Annotated in this window: 23 protein-coding genes; 22 read left to right on the top strand and 1 reads right to left on the bottom strand. The window is 54.1% G+C overall.

The features are described from left to right. The first annotated feature begins 312 nt into the window (after positions 1–312). From glsA to HMPREF0494_RS03830, 16 genes are all read left to right on the top strand, one after another. Positions 313–1,233: a glutaminase A gene (glsA, locus tag HMPREF0494_RS03905; RefSeq protein WP_040458771.1), complete on the top strand. Its 921-nt coding sequence runs from the start codon at positions 313–315 to the stop codon at positions 1,231–1,233. A gap of 216 nt (positions 1,234–1,449) precedes the next feature. Beyond that, on the top strand, positions 1,450–2,127 hold the full coding sequence (deoC, locus tag HMPREF0494_RS03900; RefSeq protein WP_007123631.1) for a deoxyribose-phosphate aldolase: 678 nt from the start codon (positions 1,450–1,452) through the stop codon (positions 2,125–2,127). Between the two features lie 41 nt (positions 2,128–2,168). After that, the gene (locus HMPREF0494_RS03895; protein WP_007123630.1) at positions 2,169–3,362 is read left to right on the top strand and encodes a phosphopentomutase; all 1,194 of its coding nucleotides are present in this window, start codon (positions 2,169–2,171) and stop codon (positions 3,360–3,362) included. Positions 3,363–3,383: 21 nt separating this feature from the next. Then, on the top strand, positions 3,384–4,682 hold the full coding sequence (locus HMPREF0494_RS03890) for a pyrimidine-nucleoside phosphorylase (protein WP_007123629.1): 1,299 nt from the start codon (positions 3,384–3,386) through the stop codon (positions 4,680–4,682). A gap of 17 nt (positions 4,683–4,699) precedes the next feature. Then, complete coding sequence (gene deoD, locus HMPREF0494_RS03885) at positions 4,700–5,410, top strand: purine-nucleoside phosphorylase (protein ID WP_040458770.1); 711 nt, start codon at positions 4,700–4,702, stop codon at positions 5,408–5,410. A gap of 107 nt (positions 5,411–5,517) precedes the next feature. Next, positions 5,518–6,468, top strand: a complete 951-nt coding sequence (locus HMPREF0494_RS03880) for a sugar-binding transcriptional regulator (RefSeq protein ID WP_007123627.1) — start codon at positions 5,518–5,520, stop codon at positions 6,466–6,468. 70 nt (positions 6,469–6,538) lie between these two features. Further along, positions 6,539–7,681, top strand: a complete 1,143-nt coding sequence (gene guaB / locus HMPREF0494_RS03875; protein WP_007123626.1) for an IMP dehydrogenase — start codon at positions 6,539–6,541, stop codon at positions 7,679–7,681. A gap of 146 nt (positions 7,682–7,827) precedes the next feature. Beyond that, complete coding sequence (locus HMPREF0494_RS03870; protein WP_007123625.1) at positions 7,828–8,835, top strand: LCP family glycopolymer transferase; 1,008 nt, start codon at positions 7,828–7,830, stop codon at positions 8,833–8,835. Positions 8,836–8,945: 110 nt separating this feature from the next. Beyond that, positions 8,946–9,635 carry a response regulator transcription factor CroR gene (gene croR / locus HMPREF0494_RS03865; RefSeq protein ID WP_007123624.1) on the top strand — a complete coding sequence of 230 codons (690 nt, stop codon included), beginning with the start codon at positions 8,946–8,948 and terminating at the stop codon, positions 9,633–9,635. A gap of 23 nt (positions 9,636–9,658) precedes the next feature. Then, on the top strand, positions 9,659–10,786 hold the full coding sequence (locus HMPREF0494_RS03860; RefSeq protein ID WP_007123623.1) for a sensor histidine kinase: 1,128 nt from the start codon (positions 9,659–9,661) through the stop codon (positions 10,784–10,786). 133 nt (positions 10,787–10,919) lie between these two features. Then, entirely contained in the window at positions 10,920–11,771 is an 852-nt protein-coding gene (locus HMPREF0494_RS03855) for an AzlC family ABC transporter permease (RefSeq protein ID WP_040458769.1), read from the top strand. Between the two features lie 12 nt (positions 11,772–11,783). Then, on the top strand, positions 11,784–12,164 hold the full coding sequence (locus HMPREF0494_RS03850) for an AzlD domain-containing protein (protein ID WP_007123621.1): 381 nt from the start codon (positions 11,784–11,786) through the stop codon (positions 12,162–12,164). A gap of 385 nt (positions 12,165–12,549) precedes the next feature. Further along, positions 12,550–13,476 carry a dihydroorotate dehydrogenase gene (locus HMPREF0494_RS03845; RefSeq protein WP_007123620.1) on the top strand — a complete coding sequence of 309 codons (927 nt, stop codon included), beginning with the start codon at positions 12,550–12,552 and terminating at the stop codon, positions 13,474–13,476. Next, positions 13,458–14,198, top strand: a complete 741-nt coding sequence (gene pyrF / locus HMPREF0494_RS03840) for an orotidine-5'-phosphate decarboxylase (protein WP_007123619.1) — start codon at positions 13,458–13,460, stop codon at positions 14,196–14,198. The genes HMPREF0494_RS03845 and pyrF overlap by 19 nt, the downstream gene beginning before the upstream one ends. A gap of 2 nt (positions 14,199–14,200) precedes the next feature. Continuing rightward, positions 14,201–14,842: an orotate phosphoribosyltransferase gene (gene pyrE, locus HMPREF0494_RS03835; protein ID WP_007123618.1), complete on the top strand. Its 642-nt coding sequence runs from the start codon at positions 14,201–14,203 to the stop codon at positions 14,840–14,842. A gap of 351 nt (positions 14,843–15,193) precedes the next feature. Then, positions 15,194–16,135: an L-lactate dehydrogenase gene (locus HMPREF0494_RS03830; RefSeq protein WP_007123617.1), complete on the top strand. Its 942-nt coding sequence runs from the start codon at positions 15,194–15,196 to the stop codon at positions 16,133–16,135. An 82-nt stretch (positions 16,136–16,217) separates the two neighbouring features. On the opposite strand, the gene HMPREF0494_RS03825 is transcribed toward HMPREF0494_RS03830, so the two are convergent. Beyond that, complete coding sequence (locus HMPREF0494_RS03825) at positions 16,218–17,396, bottom strand: SAM-dependent methyltransferase (protein ID WP_007123616.1); 1,179 nt, start codon at positions 17,394–17,396, stop codon at positions 16,218–16,220. 216 nt (positions 17,397–17,612) lie between these two features. Between HMPREF0494_RS03825 and HMPREF0494_RS11600 the strand changes: the two genes are divergently transcribed. The 6 genes from HMPREF0494_RS11600 (at position 17,613) to budA (ending at position 22,331) form a co-directional block, all read left to right on the top strand. After that, positions 17,613–17,864, top strand: coding sequence for a hypothetical protein (locus HMPREF0494_RS11600; protein ID WP_007123615.1), 252 nt, complete (start codon positions 17,613–17,615; stop codon positions 17,862–17,864). Further along, positions 17,822–18,067 carry a hypothetical protein gene (locus HMPREF0494_RS11595; protein ID WP_007123614.1) on the top strand — a complete coding sequence of 82 codons (246 nt, stop codon included), beginning with the start codon at positions 17,822–17,824 and terminating at the stop codon, positions 18,065–18,067. The genes HMPREF0494_RS11600 and HMPREF0494_RS11595 overlap by 43 nt, the downstream gene beginning before the upstream one ends. Before the next feature lie 57 nt (positions 18,068–18,124). Then, positions 18,125–18,637, top strand: a complete 513-nt coding sequence (locus tag HMPREF0494_RS03815; protein ID WP_007123613.1) for a hypothetical protein — start codon at positions 18,125–18,127, stop codon at positions 18,635–18,637. A gap of 70 nt (positions 18,638–18,707) precedes the next feature. Beyond that, positions 18,708–19,751, top strand: a complete 1,044-nt coding sequence (locus tag HMPREF0494_RS03810; RefSeq protein WP_007123612.1) for an AI-2E family transporter — start codon at positions 18,708–18,710, stop codon at positions 19,749–19,751. A 166-nt stretch (positions 19,752–19,917) separates the two neighbouring features. After that, positions 19,918–21,597, top strand: a complete 1,680-nt coding sequence (gene alsS / locus HMPREF0494_RS03805) for an acetolactate synthase AlsS (RefSeq protein ID WP_007123611.1) — start codon at positions 19,918–19,920, stop codon at positions 21,595–21,597. Between the two features lie 17 nt (positions 21,598–21,614). Next, positions 21,615–22,331 carry an acetolactate decarboxylase gene (gene budA / locus HMPREF0494_RS03800; RefSeq protein WP_040458767.1) on the top strand — a complete coding sequence of 239 codons (717 nt, stop codon included), beginning with the start codon at positions 21,615–21,617 and terminating at the stop codon, positions 22,329–22,331. The last annotated feature ends 32 nt before the right edge of the window (positions 22,332–22,363 follow it).

Below are 22,363 nucleotides of genomic sequence, written 5' to 3'. Positions count from 1 at the left end.
AACGATAGTTGGCACGGTACGGGCCGGCTAGCGTTCGTAGTTAGACACTAGCCTTGTGGTTACGACACGAAGTTAGCCTGTAGGTTTTCCACGTTATCTTTGTAATAGTTAAGAACTAGCAAGAAGCTGGAAGAAAATATAGTTTCTCCCAGCCTCTTTGCTATTTTAAAGCTAACAATTCGGCCCCGTTGTTTATTAAGAAAATGATTAGTTGACAACCAATCATTCCCCTTCCAATTATCATTTATCAAATTATTTTTATTTGATATTTTATAATTTTAAAGATAAGATGAGGGGCAGGAGGTGGTCGGATTGAAGCTACAAACGGTCGTTGATAATAATTTGGCAAAAACCGCGAATGGAAAAGTAGCAGATTATATTCCGGCGCTCGGTCAGGTCGCACCAAAGCAGCTGGGCGTGGCGCTATATGATTTAGAACAAAACGAATTAGAGCAGGCGGGCGACGCAAACGTTCGCTTCGCCATTGAAAGTATCTCCAAAGTAATTGTGTTTTTGTACGCCGTCAAGCAGCTGGGCCTGGACGAAGTGACCAAACACGTCGGGGCCCGGCAGACCGGCTTCCCGTTTAACTCGATCTTGAACATGGAAATTGAGCAGGCGCGGCACCCATTGAACCCGTTTATTAACGCGGGGGCGATTGAGGTGGCGTCGTTAATCAAGCCGTTGGCAGACCGCCAGCCATTTGAGCAGATTATCATGTTTGCCCGGGAAATCTGCCATGACCCGCAGATTACCCTCAATAATGAAATTTTTGAATCCGAAGACCGGACCGGTGATACGGATCGTTCGCTGGCCTACTACCTGAAGGCGAATGGGATCCTGCAGGCCGACGTCACCGCCAGCCTGACCACCTACTTCAAGCAGTGCTCCATGATGGTCACCGCCGTCAGCCTGGCCAACCTGGGTGCGGTGCTGGCGAATAACGGGGTTAAACCCTGGGATCAGGAACGACTGATTTCCGGCGCGGCGGCAACTTACGCCAAGTCGTTAATGATGACGACCGGCCTGTATGATGAGTCCGGCACCTACTCGTCGATTATCGGGGTGCCGACGAAGAGCGGGGTCGGTGGTGGTCTGATGTCCGCCGTACCGAACCGGGTAGGAATTGGTATTTTCAGTCCGCCCTTGGATAAGGCGGGCAATAGTATCGCGGGCTTGGGCGTCTTGGAAGACCTGAGCACGGAATTGAAACTGGATATTTTTCGTTATTAAAATCACTTCTGCTTAACCGTGTACCCAACAGTTATATCAAGCGGGCGCGGGCTGGTGAGACCATTAACCTGGTCACCAGCCCGCGCCCGTTGTTTAAATTATATTAGCTTTTGAAAAAATGTTCTTAAATAATGTGGACATTATTTCAATTACTTGTTACACTGTACACATAGCGAATAATGAAAGCGAATTCAAAGAAAAAGAGGAGATTTAATAATGAAGTTAACGCAAGCACAATTAGCTAAGTACATGGACCACACAATGCTCAAGCCAGAAGCAACCGCCGCGATGATCGACCAGACGGTGGCAGAAGCCCGGAAGTACAACACCGCCTCCGTCTGTATCAACCCATACTGGGTCAAGCGGGTTCACGAAGGCCTGGAAGGAACCGACGTCAACACCTGTACCGTAGTCGGCTTCCCCCTTGGGGCAACGTCAACGGCCAGCAAGGTCTTTGAAACCAAGCAGGCGATTGAAGACGGTGCCGATGAAATCGACATGGTCATCAACATTGGCGAATTGAAGGGCGGCAACGACCAAGCGGTTGAGGATGACATCCGGGCGGTCGCCGAAGCAACCCACGCCGAAGGCAAGCTGCTGAAGGTGATTATTGAAAACTGCCTGCTGACCGACGAAGAAAAGAAGCGTGCCTCTGAATTGACCGTCAAGGGCGGGGCGGACTTCGTTAAGACCTCTACCGGCTTCTCCACGTCGGGTGCCAAGGCTCAAGACGTTAAGCTGATGCGGGAAGCCGTTGGTCCGGACTTCAAGATCAAGGCTGCCGGTGGGATCCACAGCCTGGCGGAAGCCTACGACATGATTGAAGCCGGGGCAAACCGGCTCGGCGTTTCCGCGTCCGTCAAGATTTTGGAAGAGGCTGCCAAGCAGGATTAATTTGCCGCCACGTTTTTAGTTAACAAATTGGAGGGGTCAAGATGTCATATAAACGTGTATTTGTGATTGTAATGGACTCAGTTGGTACTGGTGCCGCTCATGACGCCGATAAGTTCGATGATGTTGGTTCGGATACTTTGGGCCACGTTGGTGAATACTACAAGGGCAAACTGGCCCTGCCCAACCTCGGCAAGTTAGGCATCAGCAACCTGCGGGATACGCCGATCGAAGGCGTTCCGGTGGTCGACCCGGCAATCGGTGACTACGGCAAGATGGAAGAAATCTCAGCTGGTAAGGATAGTATGGATGGCCACTGGGAAATGATGGGCTTGCCGGTTACTAAGCCGCTGTCGACCTTCCCGAACGGTTTCCCCCAAGAAATCGTCGACAAGCTGGAAAAATTCTCCGGCCGGAAGGTCATCGTCAACAAGCCTTACTCCGGGACCGAAGTAATCCACGACTACGGCGAACGGCAGATGAAGACCGGCGAGCTAATCCTTTACACTTCCGGGGACTCGGTAATGCAGATTGCCGCCCACGAAGACGTGATCCCGGTAGAAGAGCTCTACAAGATTTGTGAATACGCCCGGACCCTGGTCAACGGTCCTGAATACACGGTGGGGCGGATCATTGCCCGGCCGTACGTCGGCCCGGACAAGGATCACTTTACCCGGACCGCCAACCGGCACGACTTTAGCCTGAAGCCAACTGGTGAAACCGACATGGACCGCTTGCGGGCTGCCGGCTACGACGTGATCGGCGTTGGCAAGATCAACGACATCTTCTCCGGCCAAGGAATTGACAAAGGCTACCACAACGAGAGCAACATGGACGGGATGGATCACGTGGATGAGGTAATGAAGCAGGACTTTACCGGCTTCTGCTTCACCAACCTGGTGGACTTTGACGCCATGTACGGTCACCGGCGGAACCCTAAGGGCTTTGGTCAGGCCTTGATGGACTTTGACAAGCGGCTGGGGACCGTCTTGAAGGAGATGAAGCCGGACGACCTGCTGATGATTACGGCTGACCACGGGAACGATCCGGGCTTCAAGGGGACCGACCACACTCGGGAAAATGTGCCATTGCTGGTTTACTCCCCATCGATGAACGAAAGCAACCAGTCACTGGGCCTTCGCAAGACCTTCTCCGACTTGGGAGCCACGATTTTGGAAAACTTCAACGTCGAGCCAAAGCGGGGAACGAGCTTCTACAAGGAAATCAGCAACGACTAACTAAAAAGGAGGACGCCAACGATGCGGATGGTGGACATAATTGACGCCAAACGAAACGGCCACGAGTTGACCGACGACCAGCTCCAGTTCTTCGTGGACGGGGTGGTCGACGGGTCAATTCCAGACTACCAGGTCAGTGCGCTGTTAATGGCAATTTACTTTCAGGGGATGACCAGTGAAGAACAGACCAGTCTGACCATGAAGATGATGCACTCGGGAACCCACTTAGATTTAAGTGCCATCCCGGGGACCAAAGTTGATAAGCACTCGACCGGTGGGGTCGGCGACAAGGTCAGTCTGCCGCTCGCAGCGATGGTGGCGGCCACCGGGATCCCGGTACCGATGATTTCCGGCCGGGGGCTCGGCCACACTGGTGGAACCCTGGATAAGCTGGAGGCGATTCCCGGCTTTAAGGTTGAAATTAGTGAAGCCGACTTTATCAAGCAGGTGGCTGACGAAAAATTAGCCATCGTCGGCGCAACCGGCGAAGTGGCGCCAGCCGACAAGAAAATCTACGGTCTGCGGGACGTTACCGATACGGTGGATTCAATTCCCCTGATTGCCAGCTCGATTATGAGCAAGAAGATCGCCTCCGGGACCGACGCCTTGGTAATTGACGTCAAAACGGGGGCCGGGGCCTTTATGAAGACCCTTGACCAGTCCCGGGAACTAGCTCACGCCCTGGTGGAAATCGGCAAGCAGGCCGGCCTCCAGTGCATGGCGGTGATTTCGGATATGAACCAGCCGCTGGGCAACAAGGTCGGCAACTCCCTGGAAATTGAAGAGTCCATTGACGTCCTGAAGGGCCGGGGGCCAGCCGACCTGACCGAACTGGTCCTGACCCTGGGCAGCTATATGGTCGTGATGGGCGGCAAGGCCAAGACGCCAGAAGAAGGACGCCGGTTATTGGAGCAAACCATCGCGGACGGAACGGCCCTCGACCGCTTCCGGGCGATGGTGGCGGCCCAGGGCGGTGACGTTCGGGTGGTTGATGATTACACCGTGATGCCCCAGGCTAAGTACCGAATTCCGTACCGGGCCAAGCGCGCGGGAATCTTGAGCAGGCTGTCCGCTGATGAGGTCGGCACCGCTAGTATGCTTCTCGGTGGCGGCCGCCAGCAGGCGGATGACCAGCTGGATTACAGCGTCGGCATCGAACTCCACCATAAGCTTGGCGACCGGGTCGAAGCCAGTGAACCGCTCCTCACGATTTACAGCAACCAGGAGGAAGTGCCAGCCGTCGAGCAGCTGCTGGACGAGAGCATTGACATCAGCGACCACTATGACCAGCCAGAATTAATTCATGAAGTAATTGAGTGATTAAGGAGGAACATGAAATGAGTACACATATTGGCGCCCAAATGGGTGATTACGCAGACACAGTTTTACTTCCCGGCGACCCGCTGCGGGCAAAGTACATTGCGGAAAACTTCTTGGAAAACGTTAAGCAGGTTAACTCCGTCCGGAACGCCTTCGGCTACACCGGTGAATACAAGGGCCACCGGGTTTCCGTCCAGGGTTCCGGGATGGGGATTCCGTCCATGTCCATTTACATCAACGAACTGGTGAAGTTCTTCGGCGTAAAGACGATTATCCGGGTTGGCTCCTGCGGGGGCATTGCACCGGACGTTCACCTGCGGGACGTCATTTTGGCCCAGGGTTCCTCGACTGATTCGGCAGTAACCGTGAACACCTTTGGCCCGGGCTTCCACTACGCGCCATTGGCTGACTTCAAGCTGCTGGACACTGCCTACCACGCGGCAGAAAAGCTGGGCATCGACACCAAGGTCGGTGACATCTTTGCGGCGGACCGTTTCTACAATGACGAACTCGATATGCAGAAACTCCGTGACTATGGTATCTTGGGAACGGAAATGGAATCTGCCGGCCTGTACCTGCTTGCTGCCAAGCTGCATTTCCGGGCCTTGTCCGTGCTGACTGTCAGCGACCTGATCTTTGGTGAAGAAAAGACGACCGCGGAAGAGCGGGAAAAGACGTTTAACGACATGATTAATATTTCACTGGAAACGGCGATTGCTGGAAAGTAATGGTATAATAAGCCAGAACTTAATGCTGGCCAGCCAGTGATGATCGAGAGGGCTTGTTTCAGAAGGATTCTGTAACGGACCCTCCTTTTTGTTGAGGAGGATCAACGATGGTTAATGATGATACGAAAAAAATAAGTCAGGCGCTGAAGGTCGCGACCCTATACTACCGGGACGGGTATAACCAGCAGGACATTGCAACGGAACTGAATATTTCCCGGGCAACGGTTTCCCGGCTACTCCAATTCGGCCGCGACCAGGGCCTGGTAACCGTTAAAATCAATAACCCGCTGGCCCCCCTCCAGCAGCTGGAGTCCGAACTGCTGGCCAAGTACGCCGCGCTGAAAAGGGTAATTATCGTTCCGGGGAAAAAGGACCCGCTGGAAGAAGTCGGCGTGGCCGGGGCCCGCTACCTGGAGGACATCGTCCAGGATAACGACATTATCGGGCTGGGCTGGGGCCGGACCGTCTATCAGGTGGCCCTGCACATCGCGCCCAAGGACGTTTCAGGGGTTAAGGTCGTCCAAATGAAGGGGAGCATGGCGAACACCGAAACCCGGAACTACGCCTTTGAAACGGTCAACACCTTTGCCAGTGCCTTCAGCACCCCGCCGCAGTACCTGCCGGTTCCGGTCATCTTCGACCATGCCCAGACCAAGGAGCTGGTTGCCAATGATACCCACATCAAGTACATCCTTAAACTCGGGCGGGAAGCGGACATCGCCATGTTCACCGTTGGCACCGTTCGGGACTCTGCCCTGCTCTTTCGCCTGGGTTACTTCAAAGAACAGGAGCAGCAGGACCTCCAAAAGGCGGCGGTCGGCGATATTTTTTCCCGCTTTATCGACAGTCAGGGGCGGGTGGTCAACCAGGACATCAACCGCCGGACTATTGGCATCGACCTGCCGGAGCTAAGGAAGAAGAAACACAGCATCCTGGTTGCGGCCAACGTTGCCAAGGTGCCGGCAATCAACGGGGTTCTGATCGCCGGTTATGCCAACACCCTGGTAATTGACCAGGAAAGTGCGAACGATTTGCTGACTTTTTCGCCCGAATCTTAACTTTTTCTTGATTTTGTGCCCAATTACTAGTAGCATTGACCTAACCAAAATTAAGGAGTGTGGATGATCAATGTCAAATTGGGACACAAAGTTTGCCAAAAAAGGGTTAACTTTTGATGATGTTTTACTGATTCCAGCAGAAAGTCACGTTTTACCGAATGAGGTTAACCTGAGCACTCAGCTGGCGAAGAATATTAAGTTAAATATTCCGCTGATCAGTGCTGGAATGGATACCGTTACGGAAGGGCCAATGGCAATTGCCATGGCGCTCCAGGGCGGTCTTGGCGTTGTTCATAAAAATATGTCGATCCAGGCGCAGGCGGGCGAAGTCGCCAACGTCAAGAGCGTTGTCGTTCCCGCTAACGCTACTAAGGCGGCCGTTGACGGTCACAACCGGCTGCTCTGTGCCGCTGCCGTGGGTGTGACCAGCGACACCTTTGAACGGGCAACCGCCTTATTAGAAGCCGGTGCGGACGCCATCGTGATTGATACCGCCCACGGCCACTCCGCTGGGGTGCTGCGCAAGATCAAGGAAATCCGCGACCACTTCCCAGATGCGACCCTGATTGCCGGAAACGTGGCCACTGGTGAAGCCACCAAGGCGCTCTTCGATGCGGGCGTCGACGTGGTTAAGGTCGGCATCGGCCCTGGCTCCATTTGCACGACCCGGGTGGTTGCTGGGGTCGGGGTTCCCCAGATTACGGCGATTTACGATGCCGCATCGGTAGCCCGTGAATACGGCAAGCCAATCATCGCCGACGGAGGAATCAAGTATTCCGGCGACGTCGTTAAGGCCCTGGCCGCCGGTGGCAATGCCGTCATGCTCGGTAGTATGCTCTCCGGGACGACCGAAGCTCCTGGCGAAGTCTTTGAAGAAAACGGCCGGCGCTACAAGGCATACCGGGGGATGGGTTCCGTCGGCGCGATGGCCCAGGCCCACGGTTCATCCGACCGTTACTTCCAAGGCGGTGTTAACGAAGCCAACAAGTTAGTTCCGGAAGGGATTGAAGCCCGGGTAGAATACAAGGGTGACGTTTCCGACATCGTCTTCCAAATCGATGGGGGCCTGCGTTCGGGGATGGGTTACGTTGGCGCGCCTGACATCCCGACCTTGATCGACAAGGCCCAGTTTGTCCAGATTACCAACGCCGGCCTGCGGGAATCACACCCACACGACGTCCAAATTACCAAGGCGGCACCAAACTACAAGTAGGTCTGAGCAAGAATTTTGATTAAAATTAAACCGGCAAAAAGTGGCTTTTCAGCTAACTTTTGCCGGTTTTTCTTACGCTCTTTGCTTTATCGGGGCGGGAAACTGGTACAATCAGTAGTGAGATTTAATGATGGGGGATTGTAAACATGAATAACCATGATGAGGAGCAGTTTGAACGCCGTAGCGACTACCGCCAGCAAGCGGAACGGCCCCACCGCCACCGTGGCTGGAAAATCTTCGGCTGGCTGGTCCTGCTGCTAGCGGTACTTGCCGGGATTTACGCCTTCTTGGCTTGGCACAATGTCAAGGTAACGACCAACCAGATGTTTAATTCGTCGGGGGCGACCCGCCAGCGGGATGCCCAGAAGGTGCTAGACCAACGCCGGCCGGTGTCAATCCTGCTCCTGGGGACCGACACGGGAGCGCTTGGCCGGTCGTACAAGGGGCGGACTGACACGGTGATGATTATGACGATTAACCCGCAGACCCAGCAGACCAAGATCGTCAGCATTCCCCGGGATATGAAGGTTAACCTGCCGGGCTATCCGGAAGATTCGCCGGCCAAGATTAACGCGGCCTATACCTTCGGTGGGGTCAAGGAGACCATTAACGTCATTCAAAAGCACTTCAATATTCCAATTGACTACTACGTCCTGGTTAACATGGGCGGCCTCAAGCAGGCGATTAACCAGGTCGGCGGGGTTACCGTGACCTCGCCGCTGACCTTCGACTATGAGGGGAGTCACTTTGAAAAAGGAGAAAGCTACCACCTAAACGGCACCACGGCCCTGAAGTTCAGCCGGATGCGCTATGATGATCCTCAGGGTGATTACGGCCGCCAGCAACGGCAGAAGCTGATTATTGAAGCCCTCCTGAAGAAGTCCGTGTCCAACAAGACAGTTCTCAACCGGGCCTTTCTCAAGTCGATTTCGCACAACTCTAAGACCGACTTGACCTTTGACGATATGCTCCAGCTGGCCCGGCACTACCGGAAGGCGACGAAGAACGTGAGTCAGGATCACGCCCAGGGGGAAGGGGAAAGCAGCGACGGGCAGGCCTTTGAAGTCGTGCCCCAGGATGAGCAGCAGCGGATTTCCAACCTGCTGCGCAAGAGCCTCGGCCTGGACCCGGCGAACCTCGACGCGGAAAACTAAGCGGCGGGCCTTAAACTTTTCATTAAGCTGGCGGGAATTAATCGTCAATCCCCAGCTGGTTCGCTATAATAAATAATGTGAGTAAGTGTGAAAAGAAGGAGTGGCGATATATGAAAATTCTAGTCGTTGATGACGATAAGGAAATTGTTCAACTGCTTGAGATTTACATTCGCAACGAGGGCTACGAGCCGTTATCGGCATATGACGGCAAGGAGGCGTTGACCAAGCTCAACACCAACCCGGACATTAACCTGGTGATTTTGGACCTGATGATGCCCGAAATGGATGGGATGGAGGTCATCAAGCAGATTCGCAAGGATTCGGATATTCCGATCCTGGTGCTTTCCGCGAAGACGGCGGACATGGACAAGATTCAGGGCCTGATTTCTGGGGCGGATGACTACGTCACGAAACCTTTCAACCCATTAGAAGTAATGGCCCGGGTCAAGTCCCTGCTGCGGCGGACCCAGGGGGAGGTTACCAATGACCAGCCCGATGTCCTCAACGTCGGCCCACTGATTATCAATAAGGACTCCCATGAGGTCAAGACGATTAAGGGCGACGTTATCCAGCTGACGGCCCTGGAATTCGGGATCCTGTACCTGCTGGCCAGCCACCCCAACCGGGTTTTCTCGGCGGATGATATTTTTGAGCGGGTTTGGCAGCAGGAGAGCGTCGTTTCCGCGAAGACGGTGATGGTTCACGTCAGCCACCTGCGGGACAAGATTGAAGAGGCTACTAACGGCGAAAAGGTAATTCAAACCGTTTGGGGCGTCGGTTACAAGGTTGAAAGCCACTAGCTGCGGCTGCCGGAGGGAAAAGTGTGAAGTTAACTGGACGTGAAAAAAGTTCTTTGATCCTGGAGGGAGTGGTCACCGTAATCCTCCTGGTCTTGCTAAACATGGCGATTATCATGATTATCCAGGACGTGATTCAGGGCAACCCCGGGGTCACCAGCGGGATCTTTATGATTAAGCAGTCCCTGCGGCTGGGGCCCTTCCAAACCCAGATTTGGAGCTACCAGCGGATTATCATTGTTCTCTTTGTGATCATCGACGCTTGGGTAGTCTGGTGGCGGCTGCGGCGGCGCTACCACCTTTACCAGATGAACCATATTATCGGCGAACTGCACTACATCGCCCAGGGCCACCTTGACCACCGGATTCCCTTCCGGCTCAAGGGAAGTGAGCAGCACGTGATTAGCAGCGTGAACGCCTTGGTGGACAGCGCGGTCAAGTCAATGGATGATGAACGCAAGATCGAAAAGTCCAAGGATGAGCTGATTACCAACGTCAGCCACGACCTCCGGACCCCGCTGACCAGCATTATCGGCTACCTGGGCTTGATTGAGGACAAGCAGTACCAGAGCGAGGAGGACATCCTCAAGTACACCCACACGGCTTACGAGAAGGCCAAGCAGATGAAAAACCTGGTGGAAGACCTCTTTGAATATACCAAGGTGCAGCAGCACGGGGCTCCGGTCAACATCATGCGGATTGACCTCAACCAGCTGTTGGAGCAGCTGACGGCGAGCTTTGAACTGGAGGCCCAGCACCGGGGGATTGAGATTTCCTCCAAGGTGGTCCCGAACCCGCTGATGATTGAGGCCGATCCCGAAAAGCTGGGCCGGGTCTTCAATAACCTGGTGGCGAATGCGTTTAAGTACGGCAACGGCGCAAGCTACATCCGGGTCGATGCCCGGCAGCGGGCAGACCAGGTGGAGGTCACGGTGGCCAACGATGGGACCCCGATCCCGGCCCAGTCCCTCGACCACCTCTTTGAACGTTTTTACCGGGCGGAAGCTTCCCGTTCCCGGGCTACCGGCGGCACCGGCTTAGGGCTGGCGATCGTCAAGAGCATTGTCGATTTGCACCACGGGACGGTAACGGTAACCTCGGATGAAAACGAAACGGCCTTTGTGGTCACCCTGCCCTTAAAACAGGCTAAATAAGCAGGCAAAGCAGAAAATTTCCCGGGAAATTTTCTGCTCTTTATATACTCAAGCAATTTATTGTATGGTAGACTAGAGAAGCATTGTGTCGTCTTAATTATTAAATAAGTTGACAAACATTGGAGGAAATTCTGTGGTAAAAGCACAAATAAATCCGGGAAAAGCACGCTGGCTCGAAGTCCTCGGGGTTTCGATGCCGCTGTGCTTGAGCTATATTCCAATTGGGTTAGCTTGTGGGATTTTATTGCACGCAGCGGGATTCAATTTTATTATGATCCTGATCGTGTCAATCGTTGTCTTTTCAGGGGGTGCCCAGTTTATCTTGGCGTCCCTCTTGACCATTAACGCGCCCCTCTCGTCAATCTTCTTAACGCTCTTTTTCTTGGAGCTCCGGTACGCGTTGCTCGGGTCGAGTTTATCCAAGTACATTAAGAGTGAGTCGCAGCACTTTATCTGGCTGTTCGCCGTTTCCATGAACGATGAAAACTACGCGATCAACTACCTCAAGTTTGCGACGGATAAAAAATGGACCCCAAAGGATGCCCTGATGGTCGAACACTACTCGTTAATTTCGTGGTCGGTCGCCAACATGGTTGGGGGCCTGATCGGCAGTGCAATTTCAATTAACCTGGAAGTGGTTGACTTTGCGCTGACGGCCCTGTTCTTGTACATGATCGTCATGCAGGTCCAAAGCCACCTCACCCTGGTGATCAGTATCCTCTCGGCGATTTTGGCAGTAGTGTTCATGGTGCTGACCAAGAGCATTATTGGGGTGATTATTGCCACCCTGATTGCCTCCTTTATCGGCTTCCTAATTGAAAATACCGTCCGGCGGCGCAGCAAGCACCCGGAAAGCAACTGGTTCTTAACCAAGCTCTTCCGACCGAAAATTACCCGCACGACGGTGGAAGACCAGCAGGAACGCCAGCAATTGGCCGCGGTCAAGAAGCAGCTTGAGGACCAAGAGCAGTCACAGAATAAGTAGTGGGGACAGAGGATGGAACAGCTATTTAGTAATCTGCCGGTATTAGTTGCACATACCGGTCAAAATAAAATTTTATATCACCTGGTGGTTATCATTTTTGCGGCGTTTGCGGCCTTCATTCCCCGCTATTTCCCGGTATTGTTCTTCTCAACCCGGCATATTCCAGAATGGTTTAATGAGTGGATGAAGTACGTGCCCGTCAGCCTGTTTACGGCCCTGGTCGTGAAGAATATTTTTATCACGACGGCGGGCTACCGCTTCGTCCCGTTCGGCCACGTTGAGCAGATCCTGGCCGCGGTGATTGTGATGGTCGTGGCTTACTTCACCCGGTCGATGTCGATGTCCGTGATTGCCGGTCTCGTCGGGGTGTGGCTACTAAGCCTGGTGGTTTAACCAGCTACCGGTGGAAAAGGGAGTTGACTTTTTCCGCCGGAGTGACTATTATCAATACTAACAAATTTACCTTTAAACTAGTCCCGTGAGGCTAAGAAGGATTTAATTGTGCGTTACCAAAAACGGCCTTCTTAGTCCACTGCTAAGACGGCCATTATTTTTGCAGAATTTCTCCAGCCGTCAGCAGTGGATTGAGCAGGCGGGGTGGAAACCATCAATGTGATCAAAGGTATTTTGTTGAATACGAAACCATTTAATTGACTCCTGTGAGAGCAAAACGGTCCGGTGTTTGGCATACGAGAAAGACGAAAGCACAGCGAGCGCTTAATCAGGAAGATTAGGTGGCGCGCTGTTTTTTTGTTATCGAACGAAAGGAGCACTTTAGATGGAAACTGCACAACGCTTAGCGGTCGAACTTCCCGGATTATCACTCAAGAACCCGATTATTCCGGCCAGCGGTACCTGTGGTTATGGCCAGCAGCTGGCAAAAAATTATGACCTCAACTTGCTGGGCTCGCTGGTCCTCAAGTCAACCACCCTCCACGCCCGGGCGGGGAATCCCCAGCCCCGGGTCTGTGAAACCAGTGCCGGCTGGCTCAATGCCAACGGCCTGCAAAATGTTGGCGTCACCGCGGTTGTCAAGGAAAAGCTGCCCTGGCTGCACCAGCACTACCCTAGTCTGCCGGTGATTGCCAGTGCGGCCGGCTTCTCCACTGCGGAATATGAAACGGTCGTCGAGCAGCTTGCCGCGGCGCCGACGGTCAACGCAATTGAACTGAACGTCTCCTGCCCCAACGTCAAGCACGGTGGCTTGGCCATGGGGACCGACCCGGCGGTGCTGGAGGGCTTGACCCGCAAAGTAGTACGACGGGCCAAGGGCAAGCCGATTTACGTCAAGCTGACGCCCAACGTGACCGACATCGTGCCCCTTGCCCAGGCGGCGGAACGCGGGGGCGCCAACGGCCTGACGATGATTAATACGCTGACCGGGTTGAGCATCGACCTGCGCACCCGCCGGCCGGTCCTCGCCAACGTGACCGGCGGCCTGTCCGGCCCGGCGCTGAAACCGATGGCCCTGCGGATGATCCACCAGGTCCGGGCGGTTTCCAGCCTGCCGATCATCGGGGTCGGTGGGATTGAAACCGCCGAGGACGTGCTGGAATTTATGATGGCGGGGGCGAACGCCGTTGAAGTGGGTGCGGCTAGTTTCCACGACCCCCTGGCCTGTCCACGGATCGTGGCGGACCTGCCCCTGGTAATGGACCGTTACGGAATCAAGAAGCTGACTGACTTATGGGAGGTAAGATTTTGAAGCGTTATTCACCAATGGTTGCGATTGACGTGGCGACCAAGGAGGCGGCCAGCAGCCTGTTTGACCAGCTAACGGTCGAGCCGCGGCCGATTTTGAAGATCGGGATGGAACTTTATTATCATTTTGGCCCGGAAGTTATTAAAGCGGCCCAACAACGGGGCTTTAAGATTTTCCTGGACCTTAAGCTTCATGACATTCCCAATACTGTGAAGCGGACAATGTTCGTGCTGGGGCAACTCGGGGTCGACTTTACGACGATCCACGCGGCTGGAGGTAGTGAGATGGTGGCTGCCGGGGCGGCGGGGCTTCGAGCTGGCGCTGCCGCGGCGGGCCTGCCAGCACCCCGCTTACTAGCAATCACCCAGCTGACCTCGATTGATGAGGCGACCCTGCATAAGGAACAGCACGTCGGCCTCTCCCTGGTCGAATCCGTCCAGAGTTATGCCCGGTTAGCAGAGGACGCCGGCGCTGATGGGGTGGTTTGCTCCGCCCAGGAAGTGCAAGCCATTCGGCAGGTGACGAGACCCGAGTTTCTCTGTGTGACTCCCGGAATCCGGCCGCAAAATGCCGCCAAGGGCGACCAGAAGCGGGTGGTGACGCCCGGTCAGGCGCGGGCGCTCGGTAGCAACGCGATTGTCGTCGGCCGGCCGATTACCCAAAGTGCGGACCCGGTTAAGGCCTACCGGCAGATTGAACATGACTTTTTAGAAGGGGAGGACTAACCATGACCTATTCAGAAACAGTTGCGAAGGACCTGCTGGAAATTCATGCGGTGACGCTCAGCCCAGCCCAGCCCTATACCTGGGCCAGCGGACTGCATTCGCCGATTTACACGGACAACCGGCTGACCATTTCCTACCCGGCGGTTCGCCAGGCGATTTACCAGGGGATGACCGCCTTGATTAAGGAGCACTTTGCGGATGCGGACGTAGTAGCGGGGACGGCGACGGCCGGGATCCCCCATGCTGCCTGGGTGGCGGAGGAGCTAAGCAAGCCGCTGGTTTACGTTCGTTCTAAGCCGAAGGACCATGGCCGGGGCAAGCAAATTGAGGGTGTGCTGACCGCTGGCCAAAAGGTGGTCGTGATTGATGACCTGATCTCGACCGGTGGCAGCGTCCTCAACGCGGTGCGGGCAGTCCAGCAGGCGGGCGGTGAAGTCGTGGGCGTGGTTGCCGTCTTTAGCTATCAGCTGCCCGCGGCGGACCAGAACTTTGCGGCGGCCGGTCTTGACTACTATGCGGTTACGGACTACCCGACCCTGATCAACGTTGCAAAAGAGGACGGGTTAATCAGCGCTGACCACCTGCAATCCCTCCAAGACTGGCGGCAGGACCCAGCGGCGTGGAGCGCTCAGCATCAGGATTGACGGACAGCTACCCGATTTTTTGAAAGGGGCTGGGAATCAACATCTTAACTATTTTATAGATTAATAATGCCTCAGCGCAGTAGCTGGCTGGCAGTTCAAGCGCTGATAAATCAGCGTTTGACCAACCTAAAATAGGCTTGCTGCGCGGCGTAGCCATCCTTGCGGAGGTTCGAAGACAAACACCCCAAATCAGCTTGCTAGCCGATTTGGAGCGTTTTTTCTCACTCTCTTACACACTGGGGTGGATGCGTTATTTTAAAATCATGGTTGACTTTCCACTCCTGAACGATTAAAGTATCATTAAAACAAAATTAGAAAAGTAATGCGGATGCAGGAAAGAAGGGGTTGCAAATGACACGAAAAGTCGGTGTGATTGGTCAGGGCCACGTTGGTGAAACCCTCGCCAATAATTTATTGGTAACGGGAACGGTGGATGAGCTGGTCCTGGTCGATACGGATCAGAAAAAACTCAACGCCAACGCGACGGACTTTGAAGACGCGGCGGCAAACCTGCCAACCCATACGCACGTCGTGAAAAATGACTACGCGGCATTAGCGGATGCCGACGTGGTGGTGATCGCCGTGGGCAATATCGGGATCCAAAACGATGATGCTAAGCATGACCGCTTCATGGAATTAAAGGTGACGAGCCGAGCGGCCAAGGAAGTCGGGACCAAGCTGAAGGAAGTCGGCTTCAACGGGGTGGTTGTATCCATTAGCAACCCCTGCGACGTGATTGCGGCGCTCTTTCAAAAGTACACCGGCCTGCCGCAACATCAGGTGATTGGGACGGGAACCCTGCTCGACACGGCCCGCTTAAAGAAGGTCGTGGGGCAGGCCCTGGACGTTGATCCCCGGTCTGTGTCCGGCTACGCACTGGGTGAACACGGCAATTCCCAGTTTGCTGCCTGGTCACAAGTCCGGGTCCTGGGCCAAAACATTACGGACCTCGCCGCGGCCAGCGACCAGCTTGACCTGGACGGCCTGGCGGAAGCAACCAAGGCGGGCGGCTACACGGTCTTCCACGGGAAGTTCTACACCAACTTCGGGATTGCGGCGGCCGCCCTCTGCTTAGTAACCGCGATTCTGAACGACGCCAAGATTGAGCTGCCGGTATCGAACTTCCGGGAAGAGTACGGCACTTACTGCGGCTACCCGGCAGTGATTGGCCAGCAGGGGGTAGTGAAGCCCCTCCAGCTGAATCTGACCGCCGAAGAGGAGAAGCAGCTTGCGGCCTCGGCTAACTACATCAAGGACCGCTTTGACGAGGTAGCCAAGGATCTGGAAGAATAAACGCGGAAAAAAGCAAGCAGCCATTAAACTAACGTCTTCTACTTCGTTAGTTTAATGGCTGCTTTTGTAATTGGATTAAAATTTATTTTTCGTACATGTATTCCCGGATCATCGGCAGGTTCTTGCCGGAAGCACCCTTGGTAATCAGGTACTGGATTACGTCAATGTTGCCGGATTCAAATGATGCGGCGCAGGCCTGCAGGTAGAGGTCCCACATCCGGGTGAAGCGCTCGCCCATCATATCCTGGATCTGGTTGCGGTTGGCGTTGAAGTTGGCGTCCCAGATTTCCAGGGTTCGCTGGTAGTGCCGCCGCAGCATTTCCATGTCGGCGATCTGCATATGGTTTTCTTCGATATGGCCGACCATTTCTTCCAGGCCGGGGATGTAGCCGCCGGGGAAGATGTACTTATTGATCCAGCCGTTGTAGGCGCCGCCCTGCTGGCGGGTGATTCCGTGGATTAATGCGACCCCGTTGTTCTTCAGGTAGCGGTTGATGTCCTTGAAGTAGAGGCCGAGGTTTTCCTTGCCGACGTGTTCAAACATTCCGACGGAGGTGATGTAGTCCCAGGTCTGGTCGCCGAGTTCCCGGTAGTCGACCAGCTTGACCTCGGCCACGCCTGCCAGGCCCTCATCCTTGATCCGTTGCTGAACCAGGCGGTACTGTTCTTCACTCAGGGTGACCCCGGTAACCTTGAGCCCGTATTCCTTGGCCGCGGTCAGCATCAGGGTCCCCCAGCCACAGCCGATGTCGAGGAGGGTCTTGCCAGGCTGAGGATCCAGCTTCTTTAAGATGTGGTGGACCTTGTCTTCCTGGGCCTTGGTCAGGTCGTCCCAGTTGCCATCGGTAAAGTAGGCACAAGAGTAGGTCATCGTGTCGTCCAGCCACAGCTTGTAAAAGTCGTTGCCGACGTCGTAGTGGCTTTGCACGTCGGACTCGCTTTCCTTTTCGGAGTGGCCCTGTTTCGGCAGGAACTTGCGGAACTTGGAGCTCCGCATGAAGCTGTCGGCACTCTCGTAAGCGGAGGTAATCAGCTTTTGGATACTGCCGTCAATTTCAATCTTCCCGTCCATGTAGGCTTCCCCCAGGGCGATTGAGGCGTTCTTGGTAACGTCGCGAATCGGAATTTTTTCCTTAAAGGTGATGGTTACTTCTGGTTCGCCATTGCCATAAACGGCACTTTTACCATCCCAGTAGACAACCTTAACCGGAAAAGTAAAGGAGCGGCTCAGCAGTGACTTGTAGAACGTCTTTTCTAACATTGCAACGGTTCCTTCTTTCTTTATCTAACGTAATGTGCTTATTATAACACCCTATACATTATTTATCGGAAAAGAAGAACAAGTCTGGCAAAATAATTGGAAATCTTTTATATATTGAGTATTTACATTAAAATTTTATTAAGATATAATCATTTTTGCTAAAAAACACCACTGAAATTTGGGAGGAATTCCAGCGATGAGAGTGAGGCTACCAACTTGGCAAACCTGGCGGCGGTCTTTCCCCGTGAGCCTAACCTGAACATCCAAGACGGCATCATTTACTATGACAGTCAAACCGGGATTAACCTGAACGGAGACCGGGACTTGCCTTACGGTGGTTATCTCGGGGTGGCCTTCTTGAGCAACTTCACCTACGCCTTTTTCTCACCGGCACCGGCTAATATCAATTTGTACCGGTCCGCGGCGTGCGGTACGACCTCTTCGGCTCAGCCCTGCAAACCAAGCTGATTATCAACCGGCAGATCCACCTGACGCTGAAGTACGTCGACGATGAGGGAAAAGAGTTACGGCCGGCAGCGGAACTAAAGGGAACGAATGACTTCCCTGTGGTTTTCTACCGGCCGGCAAATTTATTTTGGCGTTCGCCGAACTTTCCAACGAGCGGGAAACTTCGTGAAACGAACCTACCACCGGGTTGTTTCATCGGTTAAACGCGGCTTTAGTCGTGCGCGACGCTTTGTTCGCCGAATTTTCAGGAGGAGATAATTATGAAATTAAGAACATGGTTTTGGACCCTACTTAGCCTTATTCTAATCGTCGGGGTATTTTCCTATGGAGCAAACAATCTAGGCAAATACAATTTTTATTATGCCACCCACATGAAACACCCTAAGAATCAATATCCATTTGTGACAGCTACGTCAATGAATACTATGCCCTTTAATTATCTTCCTAATTATACTGTTGCTAATAGCACCACAGAGCCGCCTACCTGTTACATTGCGAAAACAAATGTAATCGAAAAGGGAGATTATTTACGACTTAATAGTTACTCACTCTCCTATGCACATTCTAAAAAACAATTTGAGAACGGTAAATTGTTAAACATCGAATTTAGCGAACGTGGCTATCTTTCCAAAATTGAAAAGGAAAAGATGGGCCAGACACTTTATCTGTCACTGAATGATATACAGGCTGAACTCAAACATAATAGCGAGCGTCCAACTATCAATCTACAATGGATTTATAATTGGTACTTTAAGTCAACAAACAAAAATTAAGGTAGAAAGTAGTATTATGAATAGTTGAAGGTAGCCTTCGTGTAAATAGCAATTAAAAAGGGATGATGATATGACGGATGCTTGGCACCGCTTTATAGAAAACGTTGAGGTGCGCCGCTTTGCCGTACTGGCGGTGATTGTTTTTGCCCTCTGGATGATGCGGTCGATGATGAACATGATCCTGTTCACCTTTATTCTGACCTACATCGTGGTTAACTGGGTCCACCTGGTGCGGCGCTGGCTGCCGAAACTGTCGCCTGCCGTGGTGGTCATTATCACCTACGCACTGTTAATCCTGCTGCTGTACTTTGGAATTACCCAGTACCTGCCAGTGCTGGTGCGGCAGATTATTAAGATGGTCAACTCGGTCCTGAAATTTTACAGTACCAATGACGCCACCAATTTTTACCAGTACGTTAACCATTACGTCAGCACCGGGACGATCATGACCCAGCTGCGGCACGGCCTGACGATTGCGGTCAGTACCATCACCAGCGTGGGGATCGTGGCCTTTACTTTCCTCCTCTCGCTAATCCTCAGCTTCTTCTATACCCTGGAGTTGCCCCAGATGGAGAGCTTCTCCCGGCTCTTTTTGGAGAGCAAGTTCGCCTGGTTCTTCCAGGACGTCGCCTACTTTGGCAAGAAGTTTACCAATACCTTCGGGGTTGTCTTGGAGGCCCAGTTTTTCATCGCCATCTGCAATACGGTGATTACCACGATCTGCCTCTTCTTCATGAAGATGCCGCAGATCTTTGCCCTCGCCCTGGTGGTCTTCGTCTTTAGCCTGGTCCCGGTCGCCGGGGTCATCATCTCGACGATTCCCTTGAGCATCGTGGCGTACTCGGTTGGCGGGATTCGAGACGTGATCTACATCATCATTATGGTCATTGTCATCCACGCCTTTGAGGCCTATGTCCTGAACCCGAAGTTTATGTCCAGCCAAACCGACCTGCCGATCTTCTACACCTTCATTGTCTTGCTGATCGGGGAACACTTCTGGGGGACCTGGGGGCTGATTGTCGGGGTGCCGATTTTCACCTTCCTCCTGGATATTCTCGGGGTCAAATCGATTCACAAGACTAATAGAAAGCGTCCACAAAGCAGTGGGGAGTAACGAATCCTAATTGTGTAATTTCGCGCATGGTTAAATCAGCAAAAAAACTTTTGCCGGTTTGACCATGCTTTTGCGTATGTGAAGAAACGGCAATCTTGTGAAATCTGCTGAAAGGACCTAAACTTTTGCTTAATGGACTTTTAACTTTGCAATAGAGGTGGTTGAGATGGAAGAAAAACGCTATGGTGCGGACGTCATTATCGACAGTTTGCGGAAACACGGGGTTGAGCTGGTCTTCGGAATCCCCGGGGCCAAGATTGACCGGCTGTTTGAGGCCCTGGATGGGCAAGACAGCGGGGACGCCCCCAAATTAATCGTAACCCGGCACGAACAAAACGCGGTCTTCATGGCCCAGGCCTATGCCCGCCTGACCGGCAAGACCGGGGTTGCCATCAGCACGTCCGGCCCGGGGGTGGGGAACCTGACGACCGGAATCATGACGGCCAACGCGGAGGGCGACCCCGTCCTGGCAATCGGTGGGCAAGTCCAGCGCAAGGACCTTCACCGGCTGACCCACCAGAGCACCCCCTCGGCCGAGATCATGGCGCCGATTACCCGGTACAGCGCGGAAATTCAGGACCCTGCCAACATTTCCGAAACGATGGCGAACGCCTTTGAAGCCAGCCAAGGGGCCGAAAAGGGGGCGGCGTTCGTCAGCCTGCCCCAGGATGTCGACGACGCGGTGGTCGATGACCAGCCTCTGCCAATCTATGAGGCGCCGAAGATGGGGCCAGCGGACCCCGGTGACCTGGCCAAGCTGGTGGACTTGATTAAGCACAGCCAGCTGCCGGTCATCCTAGTTGGCCAGCGGGGTGGCAGCGCGGCAGTTGCCAGTGCCCTCCACCAGCTGTTACGCCATTACGCTTTTCCGGTGGTGGAAACCTTCCAGGCGGCCGGGGTCGTTTCCCGCGACTTGGAAGACCAGTCCTACTTTGGCCGGATCGGGCTCTTCCGCAACCAGGTCGGTGACCAGTTGCTCCAGCACAGTGACCTGGTAATCGCGGTCGGCTACGACGCGATTGAGTATGAACCGCGTAACTGGAACAAGGAGGACCAGCTGCGGATTGTCAACCTGGATACGAAGCCGGCGCAGATTGACAACCACTACACACCAGTTATGCAGCTGGTCGGTGACCTGGCCACCAGTCTGACCCAGCTGGACCAGTTGCTAACCGGCTTTAACTACCCGGCGGCGGCCCAGGCACAATTGGCAGCCTACCGGCACGAGCTCGACCGGGATAAGCAGCTGCCCGCACCACAGGATGGTCCGCAGAGCCACCCCCTGGCCGTCGTGCAGGCCATTCAGGAAAACGTTAGCGACGATATGATCGTGTCCTTAGACGTTGGCTCCCACTACATCTGGATGGCCCGCCACTTCCGTTGCTACCAGCCGCGGCACCTGCTCATCAGCAACGGGATGCAAACCCTGGGGGTCGGCCTGCCGTGGGCAATGGTGGCCGCCATGCTCCATCCCGACCAGAAGGCCGTGGCGGTCTGCGGCGACGGCGGCTTCCTTTTCTCTGGGGCCGAGCTGGCCACCGCCGTTCAGCACCGGCTCAACCTGGTCGTGATCGTGTGGAATGATGGCGGCCACTACGACATGGTGAAGTTCCAGGAAGAGATGAAGTACCCGCAAGCGGCGGGGGTTAAGTTTGGTGACTGCGACATCGTCAAGTACGCCGAGAGTTTTGGTGCAACTGGTTTGCGGGTGGAAACGCCGGCCGACCTGAAGCGGGTTATGCACCAGGCCTTTAGCACCGATGGCCCGGTGGTGGTTGACGTTCCGGTTGATTACCGCAACAATAAAGAACTAGCGGCCCACTTGATTGATTCACAACTAGGATAAGGAAGGGAAATGATACTATCAGTACACTATACGAACACGGCACGTTAGCCTCGTTAATGGCTGGCAACATGGCAGGGACAATTACCGTGGCCGACTTATTGAAGCACGGCTCGGCGGGGATTGGCACCTTTGACGGCATCGACGGGGAAGTCGTGATCCTGGACGGCGAGGTTTACCAGGCGGTTGCTGACGGGACGGTCAACCACGTTACCGATCCCCAGGCGAAGTTACCGTTTGCCTCAGTCCACACGCCGACCGATCTGGAGGCGGTGAACTTGACAGGGGTGGATTTTAATCTCCTTAACGGCAGCTTTATCCGGCAGCACGAACTGCAAAACGTGTTCGCGGCCCTGCGGCTGACGGGGACCTTCAGCCACGTCAAGATTCGGATTATGCCAAAGCAGGAACCCCCGTACCCGAACTTATTGGAGGTGGCCCATATGCAGGCGCTCTTTAGTCGGGACCAGGTCAAGGGGACCATTATCGGCTACTACGCCCCGGAAATTTTTGGCAGCGTCACGGCCGCGGGCTGGCACCTGCACTTTATCAGTGATGACCGCCAGTTTGCCGGCCACCTGCTGGAATTCAGTGCCCCCCAGGCAACTGGCGACTTGCAGGTTTTTGACATGCTGGACCAGCACCTGCCGGTTGCGGACCGGGCCTTCCGCCAGAGCGAAGTCGACCTGGCAAGCCTGCGGGCCGGCATTGCCGAGTCAGAGGGAAACCAGGAGTAGAAGTGCCAAGTCAGATGGCTACGTAATAGTTG

The organism is Limosilactobacillus antri DSM 16041 (assembly GCF_000160835.1).
Classification (GTDB): domain Bacteria; phylum Bacillota; class Bacilli; order Lactobacillales; family Lactobacillaceae; genus Limosilactobacillus; species Limosilactobacillus antri.
The sequence above is the reverse complement of the archived record's forward strand: the minus strand, read 5'-3'. Positions and strand labels throughout refer to the sequence as shown.

Excerpts from the sequence above, each read along its gene's own strand:
- deoC (WP_007123631.1), top strand. The coding sequence starts at position 1,450 with ATGAAGTTAACGCAAGCACAATTAGCTAAGTACATGGACCACACAATG.
- HMPREF0494_RS03895 (WP_007123630.1), top strand. The coding sequence starts at position 2,169 with ATGTCATATAAACGTGTATTTGTGATTGTAATGGACTCAGTTGGTACT.
- HMPREF0494_RS03890 (WP_007123629.1), top strand. The coding sequence starts at position 3,384 with ATGCGGATGGTGGACATAATTGACGCCAAACGAAACGGCCACGAGTTG.
- deoD (WP_040458770.1), top strand. The coding sequence starts at position 4,700 with ATGAGTACACATATTGGCGCCCAAATGGGTGATTACGCAGACACAGTT.
- HMPREF0494_RS03880 (WP_007123627.1), top strand. The coding sequence starts at position 5,518 with ATGGTTAATGATGATACGAAAAAAATAAGTCAGGCGCTGAAGGTCGCG.
- guaB (WP_007123626.1), top strand. The coding sequence starts at position 6,539 with ATGTCAAATTGGGACACAAAGTTTGCCAAAAAAGGGTTAACTTTTGAT.
- HMPREF0494_RS03870 (WP_007123625.1), top strand. The coding sequence starts at position 7,828 with ATGAATAACCATGATGAGGAGCAGTTTGAACGCCGTAGCGACTACCGC.
- croR (WP_007123624.1), top strand. The coding sequence starts at position 8,946 with ATGAAAATTCTAGTCGTTGATGACGATAAGGAAATTGTTCAACTGCTT.
- HMPREF0494_RS03850 (WP_007123621.1), top strand. The coding sequence starts at position 11,784 with ATGGAACAGCTATTTAGTAATCTGCCGGTATTAGTTGCACATACCGGT.
- HMPREF0494_RS03845 (WP_007123620.1), top strand. The coding sequence starts at position 12,550 with ATGGAAACTGCACAACGCTTAGCGGTCGAACTTCCCGGATTATCACTC.
- pyrF (WP_007123619.1), top strand. The coding sequence starts at position 13,458 with ATGGGAGGTAAGATTTTGAAGCGTTATTCACCAATGGTTGCGATTGAC.
- pyrE (WP_007123618.1), top strand. The coding sequence starts at position 14,201 with ATGACCTATTCAGAAACAGTTGCGAAGGACCTGCTGGAAATTCATGCG.
- HMPREF0494_RS03830 (WP_007123617.1), top strand. The coding sequence starts at position 15,194 with ATGACACGAAAAGTCGGTGTGATTGGTCAGGGCCACGTTGGTGAAACC.
- HMPREF0494_RS03825 (WP_007123616.1), bottom strand. The coding sequence starts at position 17,396 with ATGTTAGAAAAGACGTTCTACAAGTCACTGCTGAGCCGCTCCTTTACT.
- HMPREF0494_RS03815 (WP_007123613.1), top strand. The coding sequence starts at position 18,125 with ATGAAATTAAGAACATGGTTTTGGACCCTACTTAGCCTTATTCTAATC.
- HMPREF0494_RS03810 (WP_007123612.1), top strand. The coding sequence starts at position 18,708 with ATGACGGATGCTTGGCACCGCTTTATAGAAAACGTTGAGGTGCGCCGC.
- alsS (WP_007123611.1), top strand. The coding sequence starts at position 19,918 with ATGGAAGAAAAACGCTATGGTGCGGACGTCATTATCGACAGTTTGCGG.